Source organism: Enterobacter sp. 198 (assembly GCF_009025585.1).
GTDB classification, from domain to species: Bacteria; Pseudomonadota; Gammaproteobacteria; order Enterobacterales; family Enterobacteriaceae; genus Enterobacter; species Enterobacter ludwigii.
Map to the genome: position 1 here is coordinate 374182 of NZ_WCIM01000030.1, position 18354 is coordinate 392535.

Consider the following 18354-nt stretch of genomic DNA (forward strand, 5'->3'; position numbering starts at 1 on the left):
CTATGCGTGTTTTACTGGCCCCAATGGAAGGCGTGCTCGACTCTCTCGTGCGCGAGCTTCTGACCGAGGTGAACGACTACGATCTCTGCGTGACGGAGTTTTTGCGCGTGGTCGATATGTTGTTGCCAGTAAAATCATTCTATCGCCTTTGCCCGGAACTGCATCATCAGAGCCGCACCTCTTCCGGCACGCTGGTGCGCATTCAGCTATTGGGTCAGTATCCCGAATGGCTGGCGGAGAACGCGGCCCGTGCCGTAGAGCTTGGTTCCTTTGGGGTTGACCTCAACTGCGGTTGCCCATCAAAACTGGTGAATGGCAGCGGCGGCGGCGCCACCTTGCTGAAAGATCCGGAGCTGATTTACCGTGGCGCAAAAGCCATGCGTGAGGCTGTACCGTCGCATCTGCCGGTGACGGTAAAGGTGCGTCTGGGATGGGACAGCGACGCGCGGCAATTTGAGATTGCCGATGCCGTGCAGCAGGCCGGGGCCACTGAGCTGGTGGTGCATGGCCGCACCAAAGAAGATGGCTATAAAGCCGAACGTATTAACTGGCAGGCGATTGGCGAGATCCGCAAAAGACTCACCATTCCCGTTATTGCCAACGGCGAAATCTGGGATTACGAAAGCGCGCAGGCGTGCCTGAAAGAGACTGGCTGCGATGCGGTGATGATTGGCCGCGGCGCGCTTAACGTACCAAACCTCAGCCGGGTGATTAAATATAACGAACCACGTATGCCGTGGGCTGATGTGGTCACGCTACTGAAAAAGTACAGCCGCCTCGAAAAACAGGGTGATACTGGGTTATATCACGTCGCGCGAATTAAGCAGTGGCTCAGTTATTTACGCAAAGAGTACAGTGAAGCGCTGGAGTTATTTCAGGAGATCCGCACGCTGCAGACTTCCGCTGATATTGCACGGGTGATTCAGTCCAGGTAACGGAATTTGCCCGGCGCTGAGCCGGGCAATGAAATCAGAAAATCATCTTGAATACACCGGTTACCACCAGCAGCCCTATCAGAAATATAATTAAAATAACCCACAGTAATATTTTCATTCGTTTCTCCTGCGTCTGTTTGTCGAAAGTAAGTGTAGCAGTGAATTTATAATGAAGATGAATTCACTCATTTAATTCATTCTTATGATGAATAATTTTCTGAGTATGAAAATGTATGACAAATTGCGGGTTGCCACGCGTTACTAAAAAAAAGAGCGACGTCTGGCGTAAGTTGCGCCTTTATTTTTCGCGTGAATGGCGTAATGAAACCTTTATCTCTGAGTATTCCCCTGGTTTTTATTCTGGTGGCCTGCGCGCCGGAACATGCCTCGGTTTCCCCTGTAAATATGCAATCAACAATGGCTGCGGTGAATACTACGCTGAGCCATACCGCGTGGCCGAAAGATGCATGGTGGAAAACGTATAACGATCCTGAACTCAATTCGCTGATTGCGAAGGCGCTGAACGATGCGCCGGATATGCAAATTGCCCGTCAGCGCATCACGCTGGCGGAAGCGCAGGCAAAAGCCACCCTGGCCGCCGGGGGGCCGGAAATTGATTTCGCAGCGGATGCTGAACGGCAAAAAATGTCGGCCGAAGGGTTGATGGGGCCCTTTGCGATAACCGATCCGGCGGCGGGAACCACCGGACCGTGGTACACCAACGGTACTTTTGGTCTGAGCGCGGGCTGGGATCTCGATTTGTGGGGGAAAAATCGTGCACGGGTTGAAGCCCGAATTGGCCGGGTAAACGCGCAAAAAGCGGAGCTTGAGCAAACCCGACAACTGCTTGCCAGCAGCGTCGCACGTCTTTACTGGGCGTGGCAAACCCAGGCCGCGGTGGGGGATGTCCTCACGGAGATTAAACACCAGCAGGACACGATTATTGCAGCCGACCGCGAACTGTATCAGCATGGGATCACCTCTTCCGTAGAGGGCGTCGAGACCGACATCAACGCCAGCAAAACTGACGAGCAGCTGGCAGAAGTGAACGGAAAAATGAAAGCCATTGAGGCGCGTCTGAGCGCCCTGACGAACACCTCCTCAGTGACGCTTACACACCACGCCTTACCCACAGTAGAAGCCTCGCTCCCGGCCACGCTGGGGTATGAACTGCTGGCACGTCGACCGGATTTGCAGGAGGCTCGCTGGTATATCGAGGCCTCCATGAGTGACGTTGAGGCCGCCAGAGCAGCCTTCTATCCCGATGTGAATCTGATGGCTTTCTTACAGCAGGATGCCCTGCATCTGAGCGATTTGTTCCGCTCTTCTGCGCAGCAGATGGGCGTCACCGCCGGGCTGACGTTGCCCATTTTCGACAGCGGCAGGCTAAACGCCGAGCTGGATATTGCCCAGGCGCAGAACAATCTCTCCGTCGCGCGTTATAACAAAGCGGTGGTGGATGCGGTGAATCAGGTGGCGCGCACGGCCAGCGAAGTCGAAACACTGACCGCAAAAAACCAGCACCAGCAGAGTGTCGAAAAAGAGGCTGCCCGCGTTGTTGCACTGGCTCAGGCCCGCTTTCGCGCCGGCATTATCGCCGGCTCCCGCGTAAGTGAGGCCAGAATACCGGCCCTCAGGGAGCAGCTCACCGGGGTGATGCTCAAAGGCCAGTACGTTGACGCCACGCTGCAGCTGACCTCGGCGCTGGGTGGCGGCTATCATCAGGGCTAAAAAGCGCGATTATCTATACTTACCTCTTTGCAGCTTTTCTGGAGGTGAGTATGACCAAAGTCGCGATTGTTACCGCATCGGATTCCGGGATTGGGAAAACCACGGCCCTGATGCTGGCTGAACGAGGGTTTGATATCGGCGTCACCTGGCATTCCGACGAAAAAGGTGCGCTGGGAACCTGCCGCGAAGTCGAGGCGAAGGGGCGGCGTGCAGAGGCGGTTCAACTTGATTTAAGCACTCTCCCGCAGGGGGCGCAGGCCATTGAAACGTTAATTACGCGCTTTGGTCGGCTGGACGTGCTGGTCAACAATGCCGGGGCGATGACCAAAGCGCCGTTTCTCGACATGCCGTTTGAGGAGTGGCGGGGGATTTTTACCGTTGACGTGGATGGCGCGTTTCTCTGTTCACAGATCGCTGCGCGTCAGATGGTCAAGCAGGGAGAAGGGGGGCGAATTGTGAACATTACCTCGGTGCATGAACACACGCCTTTACCGGATGCCAGTGCGTATACGGCGGCCAAGCATGCCCTGGGCGGATTAACCAAATCCATGGCGCTGGAGCTGGTCGAGCATAACATTCTGGTGAATGCCGTTGCGCCAGGTGCCATTGCCACGCCAATGAATGATATGGACGACAGTGAAGTGAAGGCCGGTTCGATGCCCGCGATCCCGCTCGCGCGGCCGGGGCATACCAAAGAGATTGCCAGCCTGGTGGCGTGGCTGTGTGACGGTGACGCCAGCTATGCTACCGGACAATCATTTATTGTCGACGGCGGTTTTATGCTGGCGAATCCGCAATTTAAACCCGCCGGGTAGAAACTTTTCGCCCTCTCTTTCTGCGAGAGGGCGCCATTGCACTTACTCTTCATCCCGCGTCTTTTCCCGATGCTTCAGCCACAGCCGGACCGCAATTACCACCACGACAATCAGGATAACCCATGCCCAGTGCTTCAGATGCTGGTCAACATTATGCAGCCACGGACCAATCACTTCTCCACCCACATAACCGAGCGTGGTAAAGATCAGGGCCCAGGCAATCGCGCCAAGAATGTTCAGCGGCAGGAAAATTTTCGGCGGTAAATGGCTGGCGCCAATCAGTATTGGGCCGATAATCCGAAAGCCGTACATAAAACGGGTGCCAATCACGAACAGGTAAGGGTGACGCTGGATAAGCCGTTGGGCACGGTGAATTTTCTTGCGGTGCTTTGAAAAGCGCTTCAAAAGCGTGGGGCCAAAGCGCAGTCCCAGAAAGTAGAGCAGCTGATCGCCAATCATCCCGCCGAGTGCGACTGCGGCAACAACAAGTGGGAATTTGAGTAACCCCTGATGCGCGGCCACCCCGCCGAGCAGCGTGATGGTTTCTCCTTCCGCCACGCTGCCAACGACCAGTGCAGCGTATCCATATTGTTCAATAAGACTGTTGATATCCATTACGTCAATGTCATCTCCCTTATTATGCCTCGTTTAATCATATACCCCATGAATCAATAACGGGGCAATCAACGGAAATTTCCCACTGTACATAAAATAATCTCTGGCCTGCATTATACTTAAGATATTGCTGACGGGCCGACAACAAGGGGGCGTTATGAACCATGTCTGGGGACTTTTCTCCCATCCCGATCGTGAAATGCATGTCATCAAAACGGAGAACGAAACGGTCTCGCATCATTACACGCATCATGTGCTGCTGATGGCAGCGGTGCCTGTAATCTGCGCGTTTATTGGCACAACACAAATCGGCTGGAACTTTGGTGATGGCACCGTGGTTCAGCTTTCCTGGTTTACCGGTCTTTCACTGGCCATTCTCTTTTATGGCCTGATGCTGGCGGGTGTGGCTGTCATGGGGCGTGTCATTCACTGGATGGCGCGTAACTATCCGCAACGTCCTTCGCTGGCACACTGTATGGTTTTCGCCGGGTATGTCGCGACGCCGCTGTTCTTAAGCGGTATTGTGGCGCTGTACCCACTGGTCTGGTTGTGCGCGCTGATCGGTACTATTGCCCTCTTTTACACCGGTTATCTGCTGTATCTGGGGGTACCAACCTTCCTCAATATCAATAAAGAAGAGGGCCTGAGCTTCTCCAGTTCAACGCTCGCCATCGGCGTGCTGGTGCTGGAAGCGCTACTGGCTCTGACGGTTATTCTGTGGGGTTATGGATACCGTCTCTTCTAGGCTCACTGCATTGCTGGCGTAAATGCCAGCAATGCAGCATCTGTTCACGATTATCCTCTGGCGACAAAGCCCGGTGACCGCTATGATGCCGAAGCCAGCCTGCGTTTCTCCATCGACACAGGCGGTGTACGTCATAACGTGCGTGAATAATTATCAGAAGTCTCACCATGCTGAAATTCCGAGTCTCTTTACTTAGCCTGGCCCTGTTGCTGGGAGCGTCCGCTGCCGCGCCAGCGATCGCCAAAACGCCCGCCGTGACCACCGCTGCTGCCCAGCCGCAAATCGCTTCCGGCAGTGCGATGATTGTTGATCTCAACACCAATAAGGTGATTTACGCCAGCCATCCGGATCTGGTACGCCCGATCGCCTCGATTACCAAATTAATGACCGCGATGGTGGTGCTTGATGCACATCTGCCGCTGGACGAAAAACTGAAAGTGGATATCAGCCATACGCCGGAGATGAAAGGGATCTACTCCCGCGTGCGACTGAACAGCGAAATCAGCCGTAAAAACATGCTGCTGCTGGCGCTGATGTCTTCTGAAAACCGCGCGGCGGCGAGCCTGGCCCACCACTATCCGGGTGGCTACGACGCATTTATTCGTGCGATGAACGCAAAAGCCAAATCGCTGGGGATGACCAATACCCGTTACGTCGAGCCGACTGGCCTGTCGATTCACAACGTCTCCACGGCCCGCGACCTGACAAAACTGCTGATTGCCAGCAAACAGTACCCGCTGATTGGTCAGCTCAGTACGACCCGTGAAGAGATGGCGACCTTTGCGAACCCGGCCTATTCGCTGCCGTTCCGTAATACTAACCATCTGGTGTACCGGGATAACTGGAATATTCAGTTAACGAAAACCGGGTTTACCAACGCGGCGGGCCACTGCCTGGTGATGCGTACCGTATTCAACGGTAAACCGGTGGCGCTGGTGGTGATGGATGCCTTTGGTAAATACACCCACTTCGCGGATGCAAGCCGACTTCGTACCTGGATTGAGACGGGGAAAGTGCAGCCGGTACCGGCCGCGGCGTTGACCTACAAAAAGCAGAAAGCAGAGCAGATGGCAACCGCCCAGAACGACTGAGCCGGATTGCTGATGACTGTGTTTTCGCCCTCTCCCGCGGGAGAGGGCAACAGACCTCGCTGCGCCTTACTCCGGCAGCGTCCAGTCTCCGTCATTGAGTGAGCGCTGCATGATCACCGTATCCCGCCAGTCACCTTTCTTATACCCGACGCTGCGTAACTGACCGACGATTTCGAAGCCGTATTTCTTATGCAACCGTAACGAGCCGGCATTGTTGTTGCCATCCCCCACAACGGCAATCATCTGCCGCCACGGACCTTGCTCGCAGCGGGCGATCAGCGCATCCATCAGGACGGAGCCAAAACCACGACCGGTAGTACTCGCATCCACGTAAATCGACTCTTCCAGAGTGTAGCGATAGGCATGGCGCGGACGGTAAGGCGTCGCGTAGCAGTAGCCTACGACGATGCCGCGATACAGCGCGACAAGCCACGGTAAGCCATTCTCGGCCACGCTTTTCATTCGCTGACGCATTTCATCAATGGTGGGGGGAACTTCTTCAAAGGATGCGCGCCCGTGAAGCACATGCCAGGCGTAGATAGCGGCGATAGCATGCACATCGTCGGGAAGGGCATCGCGCACTTCCACTTCGGTTTCGGATAAAATATCAACAGCCGACATGATGTGCCTGCTCCTCGTAACAGATGCCGGAGAAACGTTTCTCCGGCGACAGAACGCTACTCTAGTACGATTAAGGCGCGCTTAACAATCTCTCAAATTTGGCTGTGGGAATTAATCAGACGCTTGCGTCACGGGCTGCTCCGCGTCAGGACTCTCTTTCCAGTATTTATTCCGCGTTGTTTTACCAATGCCGGGGTTCATGCTGTTTGTGGGGTCATTCTCGCGATAAAACTGCTTAAGTGCGTCAGGAGCCTTATAAAGATGCCCCACGTTATGTTCCGCAGGATATTGTGCGCCTCGCGCGTGCAGCAGCGCGAGCATCTGCTCTTTCAGCGCGTGCGCATCCACCCCTTTCTTAACGATGTAATCCTGGTGGAAGACGTAGCACATAAAGTGGCCGTAATAGAGCTTGTGGACCAGCTTGCTGTCAATTTCCGGCGGCAGGTGTTCAAACCACTCGGTATCGTTGCGGCGAAGGGCGATATCCAGCGCCAGAATGTCTTCCACCTCGTCTGAATGCACCGCCTGATAACGAATGGCGGCACCCGCAGCGGCGAAACGGTGCAGGAAGGCTTTGCTGCCCTCTTCAGGGGTACAGGCAAAGAAATCGCCTTCGGCAGTTTTGAAGAATTCACTGAGCCAGGTTTGCGCTTCGGCAATTCCGTCCCCGGCCATTTTCAGCAGCAGGTGATGCTCGTACTTATCGCGCCAGGTTTTCATCCGCTCCGGCAGATGTGACGGGAAGACGTTGCCCAGTTTCTGCATAAAGCGGTCGGTAAAGTGGGGTTTAAACAGCGGCACTTTTTCCAGCATCGCGTCGGTACGGCCCTTCATGGTGAAGAAGAACGGCATTTTATCGGTGCCGAGCTTGTCGATCATCAGGAACGTATCTTTGCCGTAGCGTTCCGCGATGTCGTAAATATCACGGTGCATGTACTCGCCCGCCACCGGAAGGTGAGCGAACTCGCCCAGAATATGACGACGGATCTCGGTCAGCACGTCCGGCTGATTGGTGCCGATGTAGAACACCTGCTGTTTTTTCTCGGCCGGGAAGGTGTCGAGGCGCACGGCAAAAACAGCCAGCTTGCCCGCACAGCCCGAAGATTCAAAAAGGCGGTCAGGGTCGGCGTTGTAACGTGCCGGGGTATCCGCTTCGATATCCCGCACGCGGGTGATGTAATCGTGGTCGTGAGCATGACGACCATCGTGCTGGACGTCTTCATCTTTCACCCGATCGTCGTCGAGCTTACTCAGGATCTGCTCCGGCGTAACGCCAAGATCAATGCCCAGATGGTTGACCAGGGTCAGCTTGCCATTTTCGTCGATACGGGCAAAAAGTGACATCTCGGTGTAAGCCGGGCCGCGCTGCACCAGCGAACCGCCGGAGTTATTGCATATCCCGCCGATCACGGAGGCGCCAATACAGGATGAGCCAATGACCGAATGCGGTTCGCGTCCCAGCGGCTTAAGCGCTTTTTCAAGGGAGTAGAGCGTCGTGCCAGGGAACGCGAGCACCTGCTCGCCTTTATCCAGCAGATGCAGTTTGTCGAGACGCAGGGTGCTGATGATCACAATGTCACGATCGTAATCGTTGCCGTTCGGCGTTGAGCCTTCAGTCAGGCCGGTGTTAGCCGCCTGCATGAGAATAATTTTGTCGGCGGCCACGCAGGCGCTCAGGACGCGCCAGAGTTCAAGCAGCGTGCCGGGAAACACCACCGCCAGCGCCTCGCCCTGACCGGAACGAAAGCCCTTACGGTAGCGGGCGGTTTTTGCCGGGTCGGTAAGCAGGTGAGAGGAGCCAACCAGGCGCGACAGTTCGTTAATAAACGTCGTGTTATCGTGAGTTCGAACAGAAGACATCTTCCACTCCTTGTGGTGGGGCAAATTTCTCGCTGTAAAGCATAGCGCGATTAACTGTTAAGCGGTCGAGTATTCACGAGAAAAATCAGAGAATAACCCTGCAACGTTCTGAGGGTTTGTGGCACACTGCGCTTTTCGCACGGTCTGGCCGAGTTCTTCCGGCGGTTATTGATGAGAGAGTAAAACGACATGAAATGGCTATGTTCTGTAGGTGTCGCCGTCAGCCTGGCGCTGCAACCTGCGCTGGCAGAGGATTTGTTTGGCAATCACCCGCTCACGCCTGAAGCCCGGGACGCGTTTGTCACGGAATTGCTCAAGAAAATGACGGTCGATGAGAAAATTGGCCAGTTGCGTCTTATCAGCGTCGGCCCGGATAACCCGAAAGAGGCCATCCGCGAGATGATCAAAGACGGGCAGGTCGGGGCTATTTTTAACACCGTCACCCGCCCGGATATCCGCAAAATGCAGGATCAGGTGATGGAACTCAGCCGTCTGAAAATTCCGCTGTTCTTCGCCTATGACGTGGTGCACGGTCAGCGTACCGTCTTCCCGATTAGCCTTGGTCTGGCATCGTCCTTTAACCTTGATGCGGTGAAAACCGTGGGGCGCGTTTCCGCCTATGAAGCGGCGGATGATGGCCTGAATATGACCTGGGCACCGATGGTGGACGTCTCCCGCGATCCGCGCTGGGGCCGCGGCTCAGAAGGGTTCGGTGAAGATACCTATTTAACAGCCACGATGGGGAAAACCATGGTGGAAGCGATGCAGGGTAAGAGCCCGGCAGATCGCTACGCGGTGATGACCAGCGTCAAACACTTCGCGGCCTATGGCGCCGTTGAAGGGGGTAAAGAGTATAACACCGTGGATATGAGCCCGCAGCGGCTGTTCAACGACTACATGCCACCGTACAAAGCGGGGCTGGATGCCGGCAGCGGCGCGGTGATGGTGGCGCTGAACTCCCTCAACGGCACGCCGGCGACCTCCGATTCGTGGCTGCTGAAAGACGTTCTGCGTGACCAGTGGGGCTTTAAGGGCATTACCGTCTCTGACCACGGCGCCATTAAAGAGCTCATTAAGCACGGTACCGCCTCCGATCCGGAAGACGCGGTACGCGTGGCGCTCAAGTCCGGCATTAACATGAGCATGAGCGACGAGTACTACAGCAAATACCTGCCGGGGCTGGTGAAGAGCGGTAAGGTGACCATGGCGGAGCTGGATGACGCCACGCGCCACGTGCTGAACGTGAAATATGATATGGGGCTGTTTAACGACCCGTACAGCCACCTGGGGCCGAAAGATTCTGACCCGGTAGACACCAACGCGGAAAGCCGTCTGCACCGCAAAGAGGCCCGCGATGTGGCACGCGAAAGCCTGGTGCTGCTGAAAAACCGCCTCGACACGCTGCCGCTGAAGAAATCCGGTACCATTGCCGTGGTGGGCCCGCTGGCTGACAGCAAGCGCGACGTGATGGGGAGCTGGTCTGCAGCAGGGGTGGCCGATCAGTCCGTCACGGTGCTGACCGGTATCAAGAACGCCGTGGGTGAGAATGCGAAAGTGGTTTACGCCAAAGGGGCGAACGTCACCAACGATAAAGACATTGTCACCTTCCTCAATCAGTACGAAGAGGCGGTGAAGGTCGATCCGCGTTCGCCGAAAGAGATGATTGATGAAGCGGTGAACACCGCTAAGCAATCTGACGTGGTTGTTGCGGTAGTGGGGGAAGCGCAGGGAATGGCGCATGAAGCCTCCAGCCGTACCGACATCACCATTCCGCAAAGCCAGCGCGATCTGATTGCCGCCCTGAAGGCGACCGGCAAGCCGCTGGTGCTGGTGTTGATGAACGGTCGTCCGCTGGCGCTGGTCAAAGAAGACCAGCAGGCCGACGCGATCCTGGAAACCTGGTTCGCCGGTACTGAAGGCGGTAACGCGATTGCCGACGTGCTGTTTGGCGATTACAACCCGTCAGGCAAGCTGCCAATGTCCTTCCCGCGCTCGGTCGGGCAGATCCCGGTTTACTACAGCCACCTGAATACCGGCCGGCCGTACAACGCCGACAAACCGAATAAGTACACCTCCCGTTACTTCGATGAAGCGAACGGCCCGCTGTATCCGTTTGGTTACGGTCTGAGCTACACCACCTTCAAGGTTTCTGACGTCAAAATGTCTGCGCCGACCCTGAAGCGTGACGGCAAAGTTACCGCAAGCGTCGAGGTGAGCAACACCGGTAAACGCGAAGGGGCAACGGTCATTCAGATGTACGTCCAGGATGTGACCGCCTCCATGAGCCGTCCGGTGAAACAGCTGCGTGGCTTCGAGAAGGTCAACCTGAAGCCGGGCGAAACCAAAACCATCAGCTTCCCCATCGACGTGGATGCGCTGAAGTTCTGGAACCAGCAGATGAAATATGATGCGGAGCCAGGCAAGTTTAACGTCTTTATCGGGGTCGATTCCGCCCGAGTAAATAAAGGCGAGTTCGAGCTGCTCTGACGTTTCCCTCCCTTGCATCCCCCGCTTTGCGGGGGATGCGTCTTACCTTATGTTAAAAAGGCATTTTGACGGTTAATTCCGCCGTTTTAAGCTACGCTTTTCTCTCAAGCCTCTGAAAAAGGCAGCAAAAAAATGAGGACAGTGGAATGACGATTGCAAAGGGGATGTTGGGTTCAGCGGTGTTACTGGCGGCGCTGAGTCTGCCATTACAGGCGGCAGAACCGGTAAAAGTGGGTTCCAAGATAGATACCGAAGGTGCGCTGCTCGGTAACATTATTCTGCAGGTACTGGAAAGCCACGGTGTTAAAACCGTCAATAAAGTCCAGCTGGGAACCACGCCTGTGGTACGCGGCGCGATTACCTCCGGCGAACTGGATATCTACCCGGAATACACCGGCAACGGCGCGTTCTTCTTCAAAGATGAAAACGATCCGGCGTGGAAAAATGCCAAAGCCGGGTATGAAAAAGTCAAAAAACTCGACGCTGAGCAAAATAAGCTGGTCTGGCTGACGCCGGCGCCGGCCAACAATACCTGGACCATCGCAGTGCGCAAGGACGTGGCGGAGAAAGGAAAGCTGACCTCGCTTGCGGATTTGAGTCGCTACCTGAAAGAGAAGGGTGACTTTAAGCTTGCGGCTTCCGCTGAGTTTATTGAGCGTCCGGATGCGCTGCCGGCGTTTGAAAAAGCCTATGATTTCAAACTGGATCAGGCCCAGCTGCTCTCTCTGGCGGGCGGTGATACCGCGGTGACCATCAAAGCCGCTGCGCAGCAAACGTCGGGCGTTAATGCGGCGATGGCTTACGGCACCGACGGCCCGGTCGCGGCGCTTGGCCTGCAAACCTTAACCGATCCAAAAGGCGTCCAGCCGATTTACGCCCCGGCACCTGTCGTGCGGGAAGCGGTACTTAAAGCGTACCCGGATATTGCTGAATGGCTCAAACCGGTCTTCGAAAAGCTGGATGCAAAAACGCTGCAACAGCTGAATGCCAGCATTGCCGTTGAGGGACTGGATGCCAAAAAAGTGGCCGCCGATTTCCTGAAACAACAAGGGCTTGTGAAGTAACAGGACAGGGCTGTGCCAATAAAATGTCATAACCGCGTACTGCTGCTGTTGGCCTGTGTGGCCATAGCGGCGGTCGCGTTACCGTTTGTGAATGTGGCCCCGAATCGCCTGATGTCGGGGGAGAGTCGCTCGCTCTGGCAGGTCTGGTCATTTACGCCGTGGTTGCTGGTGGCGGCGCTGGGCGCATGGGTTGCGTTGTCGCTCTGGCAAGGACGCACGGCTCAGTGGCTGACGCTGCTGCTTTGTGAAGGGCTGTTTATCGCCTTATTCTGGGGAGGCGGGCTTGCGGCAACGCACATGACCTCGGCGGAAAGTCCGCTGGCAAGAACCTCTGTGGGTAGCGGTTTGTGGCTCTGGCTGGCGCTGTGTCTGCTGGCCTGCAGCGATGCTATTCGCCGTCTTATCTCAACATCCGTCTGGCGCTGGATACTCAATGCCCAGATATGGTGTATTCCATTGCTGCTGCTGTTTAGCGGTGAGCTGAATAATCTCTCGCTGTTAAAAGAGTACGCCAACCGTCAGGAGGTGTTTAATGACGCGCTGGCGCAACACCTCACGATCCTCTTCGGTACCCTGATCCCGGCCTTACTGCTCGGCATACCGCTGGGTATGTGGTGCTATCGCCATCCTTCACGTCAGGGTGGGGTGTTTGCCGTACTGAATGTGATTCAGACCATCCCGTCCGTCGCTCTGTTTGGCCTGTTGATTGCTCCGCTGGCCGGGCTGGTGACGTCGTTCCCGGTGCTGGGAACGATGGGGATCGCCGGAACCGGTTTAACGCCAGCCCTTATCGCGCTGGTGCTCTATGCGCTGCTGCCGCTGGTGCGCGGCGTGGTGGCCGGGCTGAGCCAGGTCGCGCCGGACGTGCTGGAAAGTGCCCATGCAATGGGGATGAGCGCGAGACAATGTTTCTGGAAGATCCAGCTGCCGCTGGCTTTGCCCCTGCTGCTGCGCAGCCTGCGGGTGGTGGCGGTGCAAACCGTTGGCATGGCGGTGATTGCGGCGCTGATTGGCGCGGGCGGATTTGGCGCGCTGGTTTTCCAGGGGCTGTTGAGTAGCGCCCTGGACCTGGTGTTATTGGGCGTGGTGCCCACGATTGCGCTGGCGGTTGTCATCGACGCGCTGTTTGCCTTATGGCTCGCGCTGCTCAGGAGAAGAGCCAATGATTGAATTTCACGATGTCAGTAAAACCTTTGCGGGTCGTCCGGCGGCAAGCCATCTCAACCTGAATTTTGCCGAGGGCGCATTTTCCGTGCTGATTGGCACTTCGGGGTCGGGAAAATCCACCACCCTGAAGATGATTAACCGCCTGGTTGAGCATGACAGCGGTCTGATCCGCTTTGCCGGAGAAGAGATCCGCAGCCTGCCTGTGCTGGAGCTGCGTCGTCGTATGGGGTATGCCATCCAGTCCATCGGCCTGTTTCCGCACTGGACGGTCGCGCAGAACATCGCCACCGTGCTGCAGCTGGAGAAATGGTCGCGGGCAAAAACTGCCGACCGGGTTGATGAACTGATGTCTCTGCTCGGGTTAGAACCTGCGCTGCGTGAACGCTACCCGCACCAGCTTTCCGGAGGCCAGCAGCAGCGGGTGGGCGTAGCGCGTGCGCTGGCGGCCAATCCGCAGGTGTTATTGATGGATGAACCCTTCGGCGCGCTGGATCCGGTCACGCGCGCCGCACTGCAGGCGGAAATGACCCGCATTCATCGTATTCTGGGGCGAACAATCATTCTTGTGACGCACGATATTGATGAGGCGCTGCGTCTGGCAGACCATCTGGTGCTGATGGACCATGGCGAGGTGGTGCAGCAGGGGACGCCGCTTGAGCTGCTGACCTGGCCGAAAAACGATTTTGTGCGTGAGTTTTTTGGCCGCAGCGAGCTGGGCGTCAGGCTGCTCTCGCTGCGTACGGTCAGCGACTATATGCGTCGACAGGACGCGACGGTGAGTGGCGAGCCTCTGCAGGAACAGATGAGCTTGCGGGATGCGCTTTCGGCGTTTGTTGCCCGTCAGTGTGAAGTGTTGCCCGTTGCGGATGCCCGGGGCGCGCCAAGTGGCACCCTGCATTTTCGCGATCTGCTGGCAGGGGAGGTGACACGTGAAGGCACTTCGTGATCCGCTGCTCTGGCTGGTCGTGCTCTTTGTCGCTTTGCTGTTTCTGATGCCGCACAGCGCGGCGCTGTTTAGCACGCTTTTTCCCGACTTGCCGCGCCCGGTGTATCAGCAGGAGAGTTTTATTAATCTCGCCCTGGCCCATCTCTGGCTGGTGGTGCTCTCAAGTGCCATCGCTATTGTACTGGGCGTGGGGGCGGGCATCGCGGTCACGCGCCCCGCGGGACGGGAGTTTCGCCCGCTGGTGGAGACCATTGCGGCGATTGGCCAGACGTTTCCGCCGGTGGCGGTGCTGGCGATTGCAGTGCCGGTGATGGGCTTTGGTCAGCAACCTGCCATCATTGCGCTGATTTTATACGGTGTGTTGCCCATTCTGCAGGGTACGCTGGCCGGTATTGCGGCGGTACCTGCGTCGGTACTGAGCGTTGCTGAAGGGATGGGGATGAGTCGCGCAGAGCGGCTGCGCAAAGTTGAACTCCCCCTGGCGGCACCGGTCATCCTTGCGGGGATCCGCACGTCGGTGATCATCAATATCGGGACGGCGACCATTGCGTCGACGGTGGGGGCCAACACCCTGGGAACGCCGATTATCATCGGCTTAAGCGGGTTCAATACGGCCTATATTGTGCAGGGGGCGTTGCTGGTGGCGCTGGCGGCAATCGTCGTCGATCGCGTTTTTGAGCGTCTGGCGCAGTATCTCAGCCGACACCGCCACGAACAATAAACGAATACCCGGCCAGCATCACGCCGCCGATACCGCTTACGGCCATCAGAACAAAAAGGGTAATTACGGCCAGTTTGGTTGCCTTCATCATGTGCTCCTGTTGTTAACGGAACAATTATACGGTGAAGCGCAGCTGTTAATGAACCATTAAATGCCGTTACGGCTCTTCCGGGCCAAGCGAGTAAACCGGGTAGCCATGTTCACGCCATTCCGTCATCAGCTGTTGCTGCGAGGCGGAAGGCACTTCTCCGCACCAGACCAGCAGGGTCTGGCCGTCGAACAATTCAGGGCGAAATTGCGCCAGCGAGTGCACAAGGACGTCAACGCGCCAGCCATTCTGGGTGGCAATCCAGGCCTCCAGCCACAGGCGAGTAGTATCGTGCACGTTCCAGCCGACCACCAGCGCGTCTTTTCCGTGCTTGTTCTTCGCCGAGGCAAGGCAGACGGCAATATAGTTGATCAGGACGCCGTCGAGCATACTCAGCAGCGCCTGCAGGGTGGTCTGCTGACACTGCAGGCGTCGACGGAGCGGGATGAAAAGATGCGTAATCAGCGTTTGCGCAGGATAATCGCGCCCTTGCTCTTTTATCCATGCGCGCAGGCGCTGCAGATTGCCCGCCTGCAGAAGGCGCAGCAACGTTTCCTGTTGTTCGCGCCAGAGAAGCTGCGTGTCTGGATCGTCATGGCTGAGCAGGGATTTCACTTTGCCAACCTGCACACCGTTATCGATCCAGCTTTTGATCTCGCGGATCCGGTCGATATCGGCATCGTTGAAGAGACGATGGCCTCCGTCCGTTCTCTGCGGTTTGAGTAATCCATACCGTCGCTGCCATGCCCGTAGCGTGACGGGATTGATATCACAAAGGAGTGCCACTTCACCGATTGTGTAAAGCGCCATATTCGCCCCCTGGCTTACGCGTCCCCAGCTTAACTGTAGTCCCTGTTTACTGAACCAGGAAGAAATGGTTGTTTTTTGCACGAATAATGCGAAGCAGGCGTTAGGTTCGGCAAAAGGTGTGATGCCGGGCACGAATTGCAGCTTTTTTGCCGCGCTTCAAAGAAAGTTTACCGCCAACAGTGTATGTTACGCGTTTTGAGGGTGTGCGGTTTTGAGTATGTACGAGTTTAATCTGGTGCTGCTGTTGCTTCAGCAGATGTGCGTGTTTCTTGTCATCGCCTGGTTGATGAGTAAAACGCGTCTGTTCATTCCGCTGATGCAAGTTACCGTACGCCTGCCGCACAAGCTGCTCTGCTACGTGACCTTCTCTATTTTCTGCATTATGGGAACCTATTTTGGTCTCCATATCGAAGACTCCATTGCCAATACGCGAGCCATCGGTGCCGTGATGGGCGGGCTGCTTGGCGGCCCTGTGGTCGGTGGGCTGGTCGGGTTAACTGGTGGCCTGCATCGGTATTCGATGGGCGGCATGACGGCGCTGAGCTGTATGATCTCAACGATCGTCGAAGGGCTGCTCGGCGGCCTGGTTCACAGCTATATGATTAAGCGCGGTCGTCCGGATAAAGTCTTTAGCCCGCTCACCGCCGGGGCGATCACCTTTGTCGCTGAAATGGCGCAAATGGCCATCATCTTGCTGATTGCCCGACCGTTTGACGATGCGCTCCATCTGGTGAGCAATATCGCTGCCCCGATGATGGTGACGAATACCGTGGGTGCTGCGCTGTTTATGCGTATTCTGCTCGACAAGCGCGCCATGTTTGAGAAGTACACCTCGGCGTTTTCCGCGACGGCCCTGAAGGTCGCCGCTTCGACGGAGGGGATCCTGCGTCAGGGCTTTAACGAAGAGAACAGCATGAAGGTGGCGCAGGTGCTTTATAAGGAGCTGGATATCGGCGCGGTGGCGATAACCGACCGTGAACGGTTGCTGGCTTTTACCGGCACGGGCGACGACCACCATCTGCCCGGGAAACCGATCTCCTCCGCCTATACGCTGCGCGCCATTGAAACCGGCGAAGTGGTGTATGCCGACGGCAACGAAGTTCCTTACCGCTGTTCGCTGCACCCGCAGTGCAAACTGGGCTCCACGCTGGTCATTCCGCTGCGCGGGGAAAACCAGCGGGTAATGGGCACCATCAAGCTTTATGAAGCGAAAAACCGTCTGTTCAGCTCTATCAACCGTACGCTGGGAGAGGGCATCGCTCAGCTGCTCTCCGCGCAGATCCTCGCCGGGCAGTATGAGCGTCAGAAAGCGTTGCTGACGCAATCCGAAATTAAACTCCTGCACGCTCAGGTGAATCCGCATTTCCTGTTCAATGCGCTTAATACGCTCAAAGCGGTGATCCGCCGCGACAGCGATCAGGCCGCGCAGCTGGTTCAGTTCCTGTCGACGTTTTTCCGCAAAAACCTTAAACGTCCGTCCGAGATTGTGACCCTGGCCGATGAAATAGAACATGTTAATGCCTACCTGCAGATTGAGCAGGCCCGCTTCCAGACTCGTCTGCAGGTGTCGTTATCCGTCCCGGATGAGCTGGCGTATCAGCATCTTCCGGCCTTTACCCTGCAGCCTATTGTGGAAAACGCCATTAAACACGGTACGTCACAGCTGTTGGGGATTGGGGAGATCACCATTTCCGCCAGCCGCTTTAACCATCATCTGGTGCTGGATATTGAAGATAACGCCGGGCTTTACGTGCCTTCCACCTCAGGCGGATTAGGGATGAGCCTGGTGGATAAACGCCTGCGCGCGCACTTTGGTGATGACTGTGGCATTACCGTTGCCTGTGAGCCCGACCGATTCACCCGTATTACGTTACGACTGCCGCTGGAGGAAAACGCATGCTAAGAGTGCTGATTGTGGATGATGAGCCGTTAGCACGGGAAAACCTGCGCGTTCTGTTGCAGGAGCAGCCTGACATTGAGATTGTGGGGGAGTGCGCAAACGCCATTGAGGCTATTGGCGCCGTGCACAAACTGCGCCCGGACGTGCTGTTCCTCGACATTCAGATGCCCCGAATTAGCGGACTGGAGATGGTCGGAATGCTCGACCCGGAGCATCGCCCCTACATTGTGTTTTTGACCGCCTTCGATGAGTACGCCGTCAAAGCCTTTGAGGAGCACGCATTCGATTATTTACTGAAACCGATTGAAGAGAAGCGTCTTGAAAAGACCCTCAGCCGTTTGCGCCAGGAGCGCACCGTGCAGGATGTCACGCTGTTGCCGGAAAACCAGCAGCCGCTGAAATTTATCCCCTGCACCGGCCACAGTCGGATTTACCTTCTGCAGATGGACGATGTGGCGTTTGTCAGCAGCCGTTTGAGCGGCGTATTTGTTACCAGCGCGGAGGGGAACGAAGGCTTTACCGAGCTGACGCTGCGGACGCTGGAGAGCCGAACGCCGCTCGTTCGTTGCCATCGCCAGTATCTGGTGAACATGGCGCACCTGAAAGAGATCCGGCTGGAAGACAACGGACAGGCAGAGCTGGTGCTGCGTGCCGGGCAAACCGTCCCCGTCAGTCGCCGCTACCTTAAGAGTTTGAAAGAGGCGATCGGCCTGTAAAACTGGTACACTGCGCCCCATTGCATCATCGACAGTTAAGTT

The 18354-nt window shown here is 56.4% G+C and carries 17 protein-coding genes; 12 read left to right on the plus strand and 5 right to left on the minus strand.

The window, feature by feature from the left end; all coding sequences use genetic code 11:
• The first annotated feature begins 2 nt into the window (after window positions 1-2).
• The 3 genes from dusC (at window position 3) to F8561_RS19980 (ending at window position 3481) form a co-directional block, all read left to right on the plus strand.
• Window positions 3-935 (plus strand): tRNA dihydrouridine(16) synthase DusC, encoded by a 933-nt coding sequence (gene dusC, locus F8561_RS19965; protein ID WP_047355772.1) that lies wholly within the window; start codon window positions 3-5, stop codon window positions 933-935.
• Window positions 936-1256: 321 nt separating this feature from the next.
• Window positions 1257-2666 carry a multidrug resistance outer membrane protein MdtQ gene (gene mdtQ, locus F8561_RS19975; protein ID WP_151887816.1) on the plus strand — a complete coding sequence of 470 codons (1410 nt, stop codon included), beginning with the start codon at window positions 1257-1259 and terminating at the stop codon, window positions 2664-2666.
• 50 nt (window positions 2667-2716) lie between these two features.
• Complete coding sequence (locus F8561_RS19980) at window positions 2717-3481, plus strand: SDR family oxidoreductase (protein WP_149376374.1); 765 nt, start codon at window positions 2717-2719, stop codon at window positions 3479-3481.
• A gap of 42 nt (window positions 3482-3523) precedes the next feature.
• Here the strand turns inward: F8561_RS19980 and F8561_RS19985 are convergent, their stop codons facing one another.
• Window positions 3524-4096 carry a DedA family protein gene (locus F8561_RS19985; protein WP_032678567.1) on the minus strand — a complete coding sequence of 191 codons (573 nt, stop codon included), beginning with the start codon at window positions 4094-4096 and terminating at the stop codon, window positions 3524-3526.
• A gap of 157 nt (window positions 4097-4253) precedes the next feature.
• Between F8561_RS19985 and F8561_RS19990 the strand changes: the two genes are divergently transcribed.
• On the plus strand, window positions 4254-4841 hold the full coding sequence (locus F8561_RS19990) for a Yip1 family protein (RefSeq protein WP_014170891.1): 588 nt from the start codon (window positions 4254-4256) through the stop codon (window positions 4839-4841).
• A 167-nt stretch (window positions 4842-5008) separates the two neighbouring features.
• The gene (pbpG, locus tag F8561_RS19995) at window positions 5009-5932 is read left to right on the plus strand and encodes a D-alanyl-D-alanine endopeptidase (RefSeq protein WP_014170890.1); all 924 of its coding nucleotides are present in this window, start codon (window positions 5009-5011) and stop codon (window positions 5930-5932) included.
• A 66-nt stretch (window positions 5933-5998) separates the two neighbouring features.
• Here pbpG and F8561_RS20000 read toward each other — a convergent pair whose 3' ends face one another.
• Window positions 5999-6553 (minus strand): GNAT family N-acetyltransferase, encoded by a 555-nt coding sequence (locus F8561_RS20000; protein ID WP_020883208.1) that lies wholly within the window; start codon window positions 6551-6553, stop codon window positions 5999-6001.
• A gap of 111 nt (window positions 6554-6664) precedes the next feature.
• Window positions 6665-8413 (minus strand): D-lactate dehydrogenase, encoded by a 1749-nt coding sequence (dld, locus tag F8561_RS20005; RefSeq protein WP_020883209.1) that lies wholly within the window; start codon window positions 8411-8413, stop codon window positions 6665-6667.
• Between the two features lie 189 nt (window positions 8414-8602).
• On the opposite strand from dld, the gene bglX reads away from it, so the two are divergent.
• From bglX to F8561_RS20030, 5 genes are all read left to right on the plus strand, one after another.
• Complete coding sequence (bglX, locus tag F8561_RS20010) at window positions 8603-10900, plus strand: beta-glucosidase BglX (protein WP_032678566.1); 2298 nt, start codon at window positions 8603-8605, stop codon at window positions 10898-10900.
• Window positions 10901-11046: 146 nt separating this feature from the next.
• A complete protein-coding gene (locus F8561_RS20015; protein ID WP_014170886.1) occupies window positions 11047-11964 on the plus strand; it encodes an ABC transporter substrate-binding protein in 918 nt (305 codons plus the stop codon).
• 12 nt (window positions 11965-11976) lie between these two features.
• On the plus strand, window positions 11977-13134 hold the full coding sequence (locus tag F8561_RS20020) for an ABC transporter permease (protein WP_063156638.1): 1158 nt from the start codon (window positions 11977-11979) through the stop codon (window positions 13132-13134).
• Window positions 13127-14077: an ABC transporter ATP-binding protein gene (locus F8561_RS20025; RefSeq protein ID WP_020883212.1), complete on the plus strand. Its 951-nt coding sequence runs from the start codon at window positions 13127-13129 to the stop codon at window positions 14075-14077. The genes F8561_RS20020 and F8561_RS20025 overlap by 8 nt, the downstream gene beginning before the upstream one ends.
• Window positions 14061-14798, plus strand: coding sequence for an ABC transporter permease (locus tag F8561_RS20030; protein ID WP_025203651.1), 738 nt, complete (start codon window positions 14061-14063; stop codon window positions 14796-14798). Before F8561_RS20025 ends, F8561_RS20030 begins: the two co-directional genes overlap by 17 nt.
• On the opposite strand, the gene F8561_RS20035 is transcribed toward F8561_RS20030, so the two are convergent.
• Both F8561_RS20035 and mlrA read right to left on the minus strand, forming a co-directional pair.
• Entirely contained in the window at window positions 14773-14886 is a 114-nt protein-coding gene (locus F8561_RS20035; protein ID WP_010433613.1) for a protein YohO, read from the minus strand. The genes F8561_RS20030 and F8561_RS20035 overlap by 26 nt on opposite strands.
• A 69-nt stretch (window positions 14887-14955) precedes the next feature.
• On the minus strand, window positions 14956-15696 hold the full coding sequence (gene mlrA / locus F8561_RS20040) for an HTH-type transcriptional regulator MlrA (RefSeq protein WP_020883214.1): 741 nt from the start codon (window positions 15694-15696) through the stop codon (window positions 14956-14958).
• A 217-nt stretch (window positions 15697-15913) separates the two neighbouring features.
• Here mlrA and F8561_RS20045 point away from each other — a divergent pair, with 217 nt between their 5' ends.
• The gene (locus F8561_RS20045) at window positions 15914-17599 is read left to right on the plus strand and encodes a sensor histidine kinase (RefSeq protein ID WP_025203652.1); all 1686 of its coding nucleotides are present in this window, start codon (window positions 15914-15916) and stop codon (window positions 17597-17599) included.
• Entirely contained in the window at window positions 17593-18312 is a 720-nt protein-coding gene (btsR, locus tag F8561_RS20050) for a two-component system response regulator BtsR (RefSeq protein ID WP_020883216.1), read from the plus strand. The genes F8561_RS20045 and btsR overlap by 7 nt, the downstream gene beginning before the upstream one ends.
• Window positions 18313-18354 lie beyond the last annotated feature (42 nt).

What these genes read in the sequence shown, in the direction of transcription:
- F8561_RS20035 (WP_010433613.1), bottom strand. Translation starts at nt 14,886, where the DNA reads ATGAAGGCAACCAAACTGGCCGTAATTACCCTTTTTGTTCTGATGGCC.
- mlrA (WP_020883214.1), bottom strand. Translation starts at nt 15,696, where the DNA reads ATGGCGCTTTACACAATCGGTGAAGTGGCACTCCTTTGTGATATCAAT.
- dusC (WP_047355772.1), top strand. Translation starts at nt 3, where the DNA reads ATGCGTGTTTTACTGGCCCCAATGGAAGGCGTGCTCGACTCTCTCGTG.
- pbpG (WP_014170890.1), top strand. Translation starts at nt 5,009, where the DNA reads ATGCTGAAATTCCGAGTCTCTTTACTTAGCCTGGCCCTGTTGCTGGGA.
- F8561_RS19980 (WP_149376374.1), top strand. Translation starts at nt 2,717, where the DNA reads ATGACCAAAGTCGCGATTGTTACCGCATCGGATTCCGGGATTGGGAAA.
- bglX (WP_032678566.1), top strand. Translation starts at nt 8,603, where the DNA reads ATGAAATGGCTATGTTCTGTAGGTGTCGCCGTCAGCCTGGCGCTGCAA.
- F8561_RS20025 (WP_020883212.1), top strand. Translation starts at nt 13,127, where the DNA reads ATGATTGAATTTCACGATGTCAGTAAAACCTTTGCGGGTCGTCCGGCG.
- F8561_RS20000 (WP_020883208.1), bottom strand. Translation starts at nt 6,553, where the DNA reads ATGTCGGCTGTTGATATTTTATCCGAAACCGAAGTGGAAGTGCGCGAT.
- F8561_RS19990 (WP_014170891.1), top strand. Translation starts at nt 4,254, where the DNA reads ATGAACCATGTCTGGGGACTTTTCTCCCATCCCGATCGTGAAATGCAT.
- dld (WP_020883209.1), bottom strand. Translation starts at nt 8,413, where the DNA reads ATGTCTTCTGTTCGAACTCACGATAACACGACGTTTATTAACGAACTG.
- F8561_RS20045 (WP_025203652.1), top strand. Translation starts at nt 15,914, where the DNA reads ATGTACGAGTTTAATCTGGTGCTGCTGTTGCTTCAGCAGATGTGCGTG.
- F8561_RS19985 (WP_032678567.1), bottom strand. Translation starts at nt 4,096, where the DNA reads ATGGATATCAACAGTCTTATTGAACAATATGGATACGCTGCACTGGTC.
- btsR (WP_020883216.1), top strand. Translation starts at nt 17,593, where the DNA reads ATGCTAAGAGTGCTGATTGTGGATGATGAGCCGTTAGCACGGGAAAAC.
- mdtQ (WP_151887816.1), top strand. Translation starts at nt 1,257, where the DNA reads ATGAAACCTTTATCTCTGAGTATTCCCCTGGTTTTTATTCTGGTGGCC.
- F8561_RS20015 (WP_014170886.1), top strand. Translation starts at nt 11,047, where the DNA reads ATGACGATTGCAAAGGGGATGTTGGGTTCAGCGGTGTTACTGGCGGCG.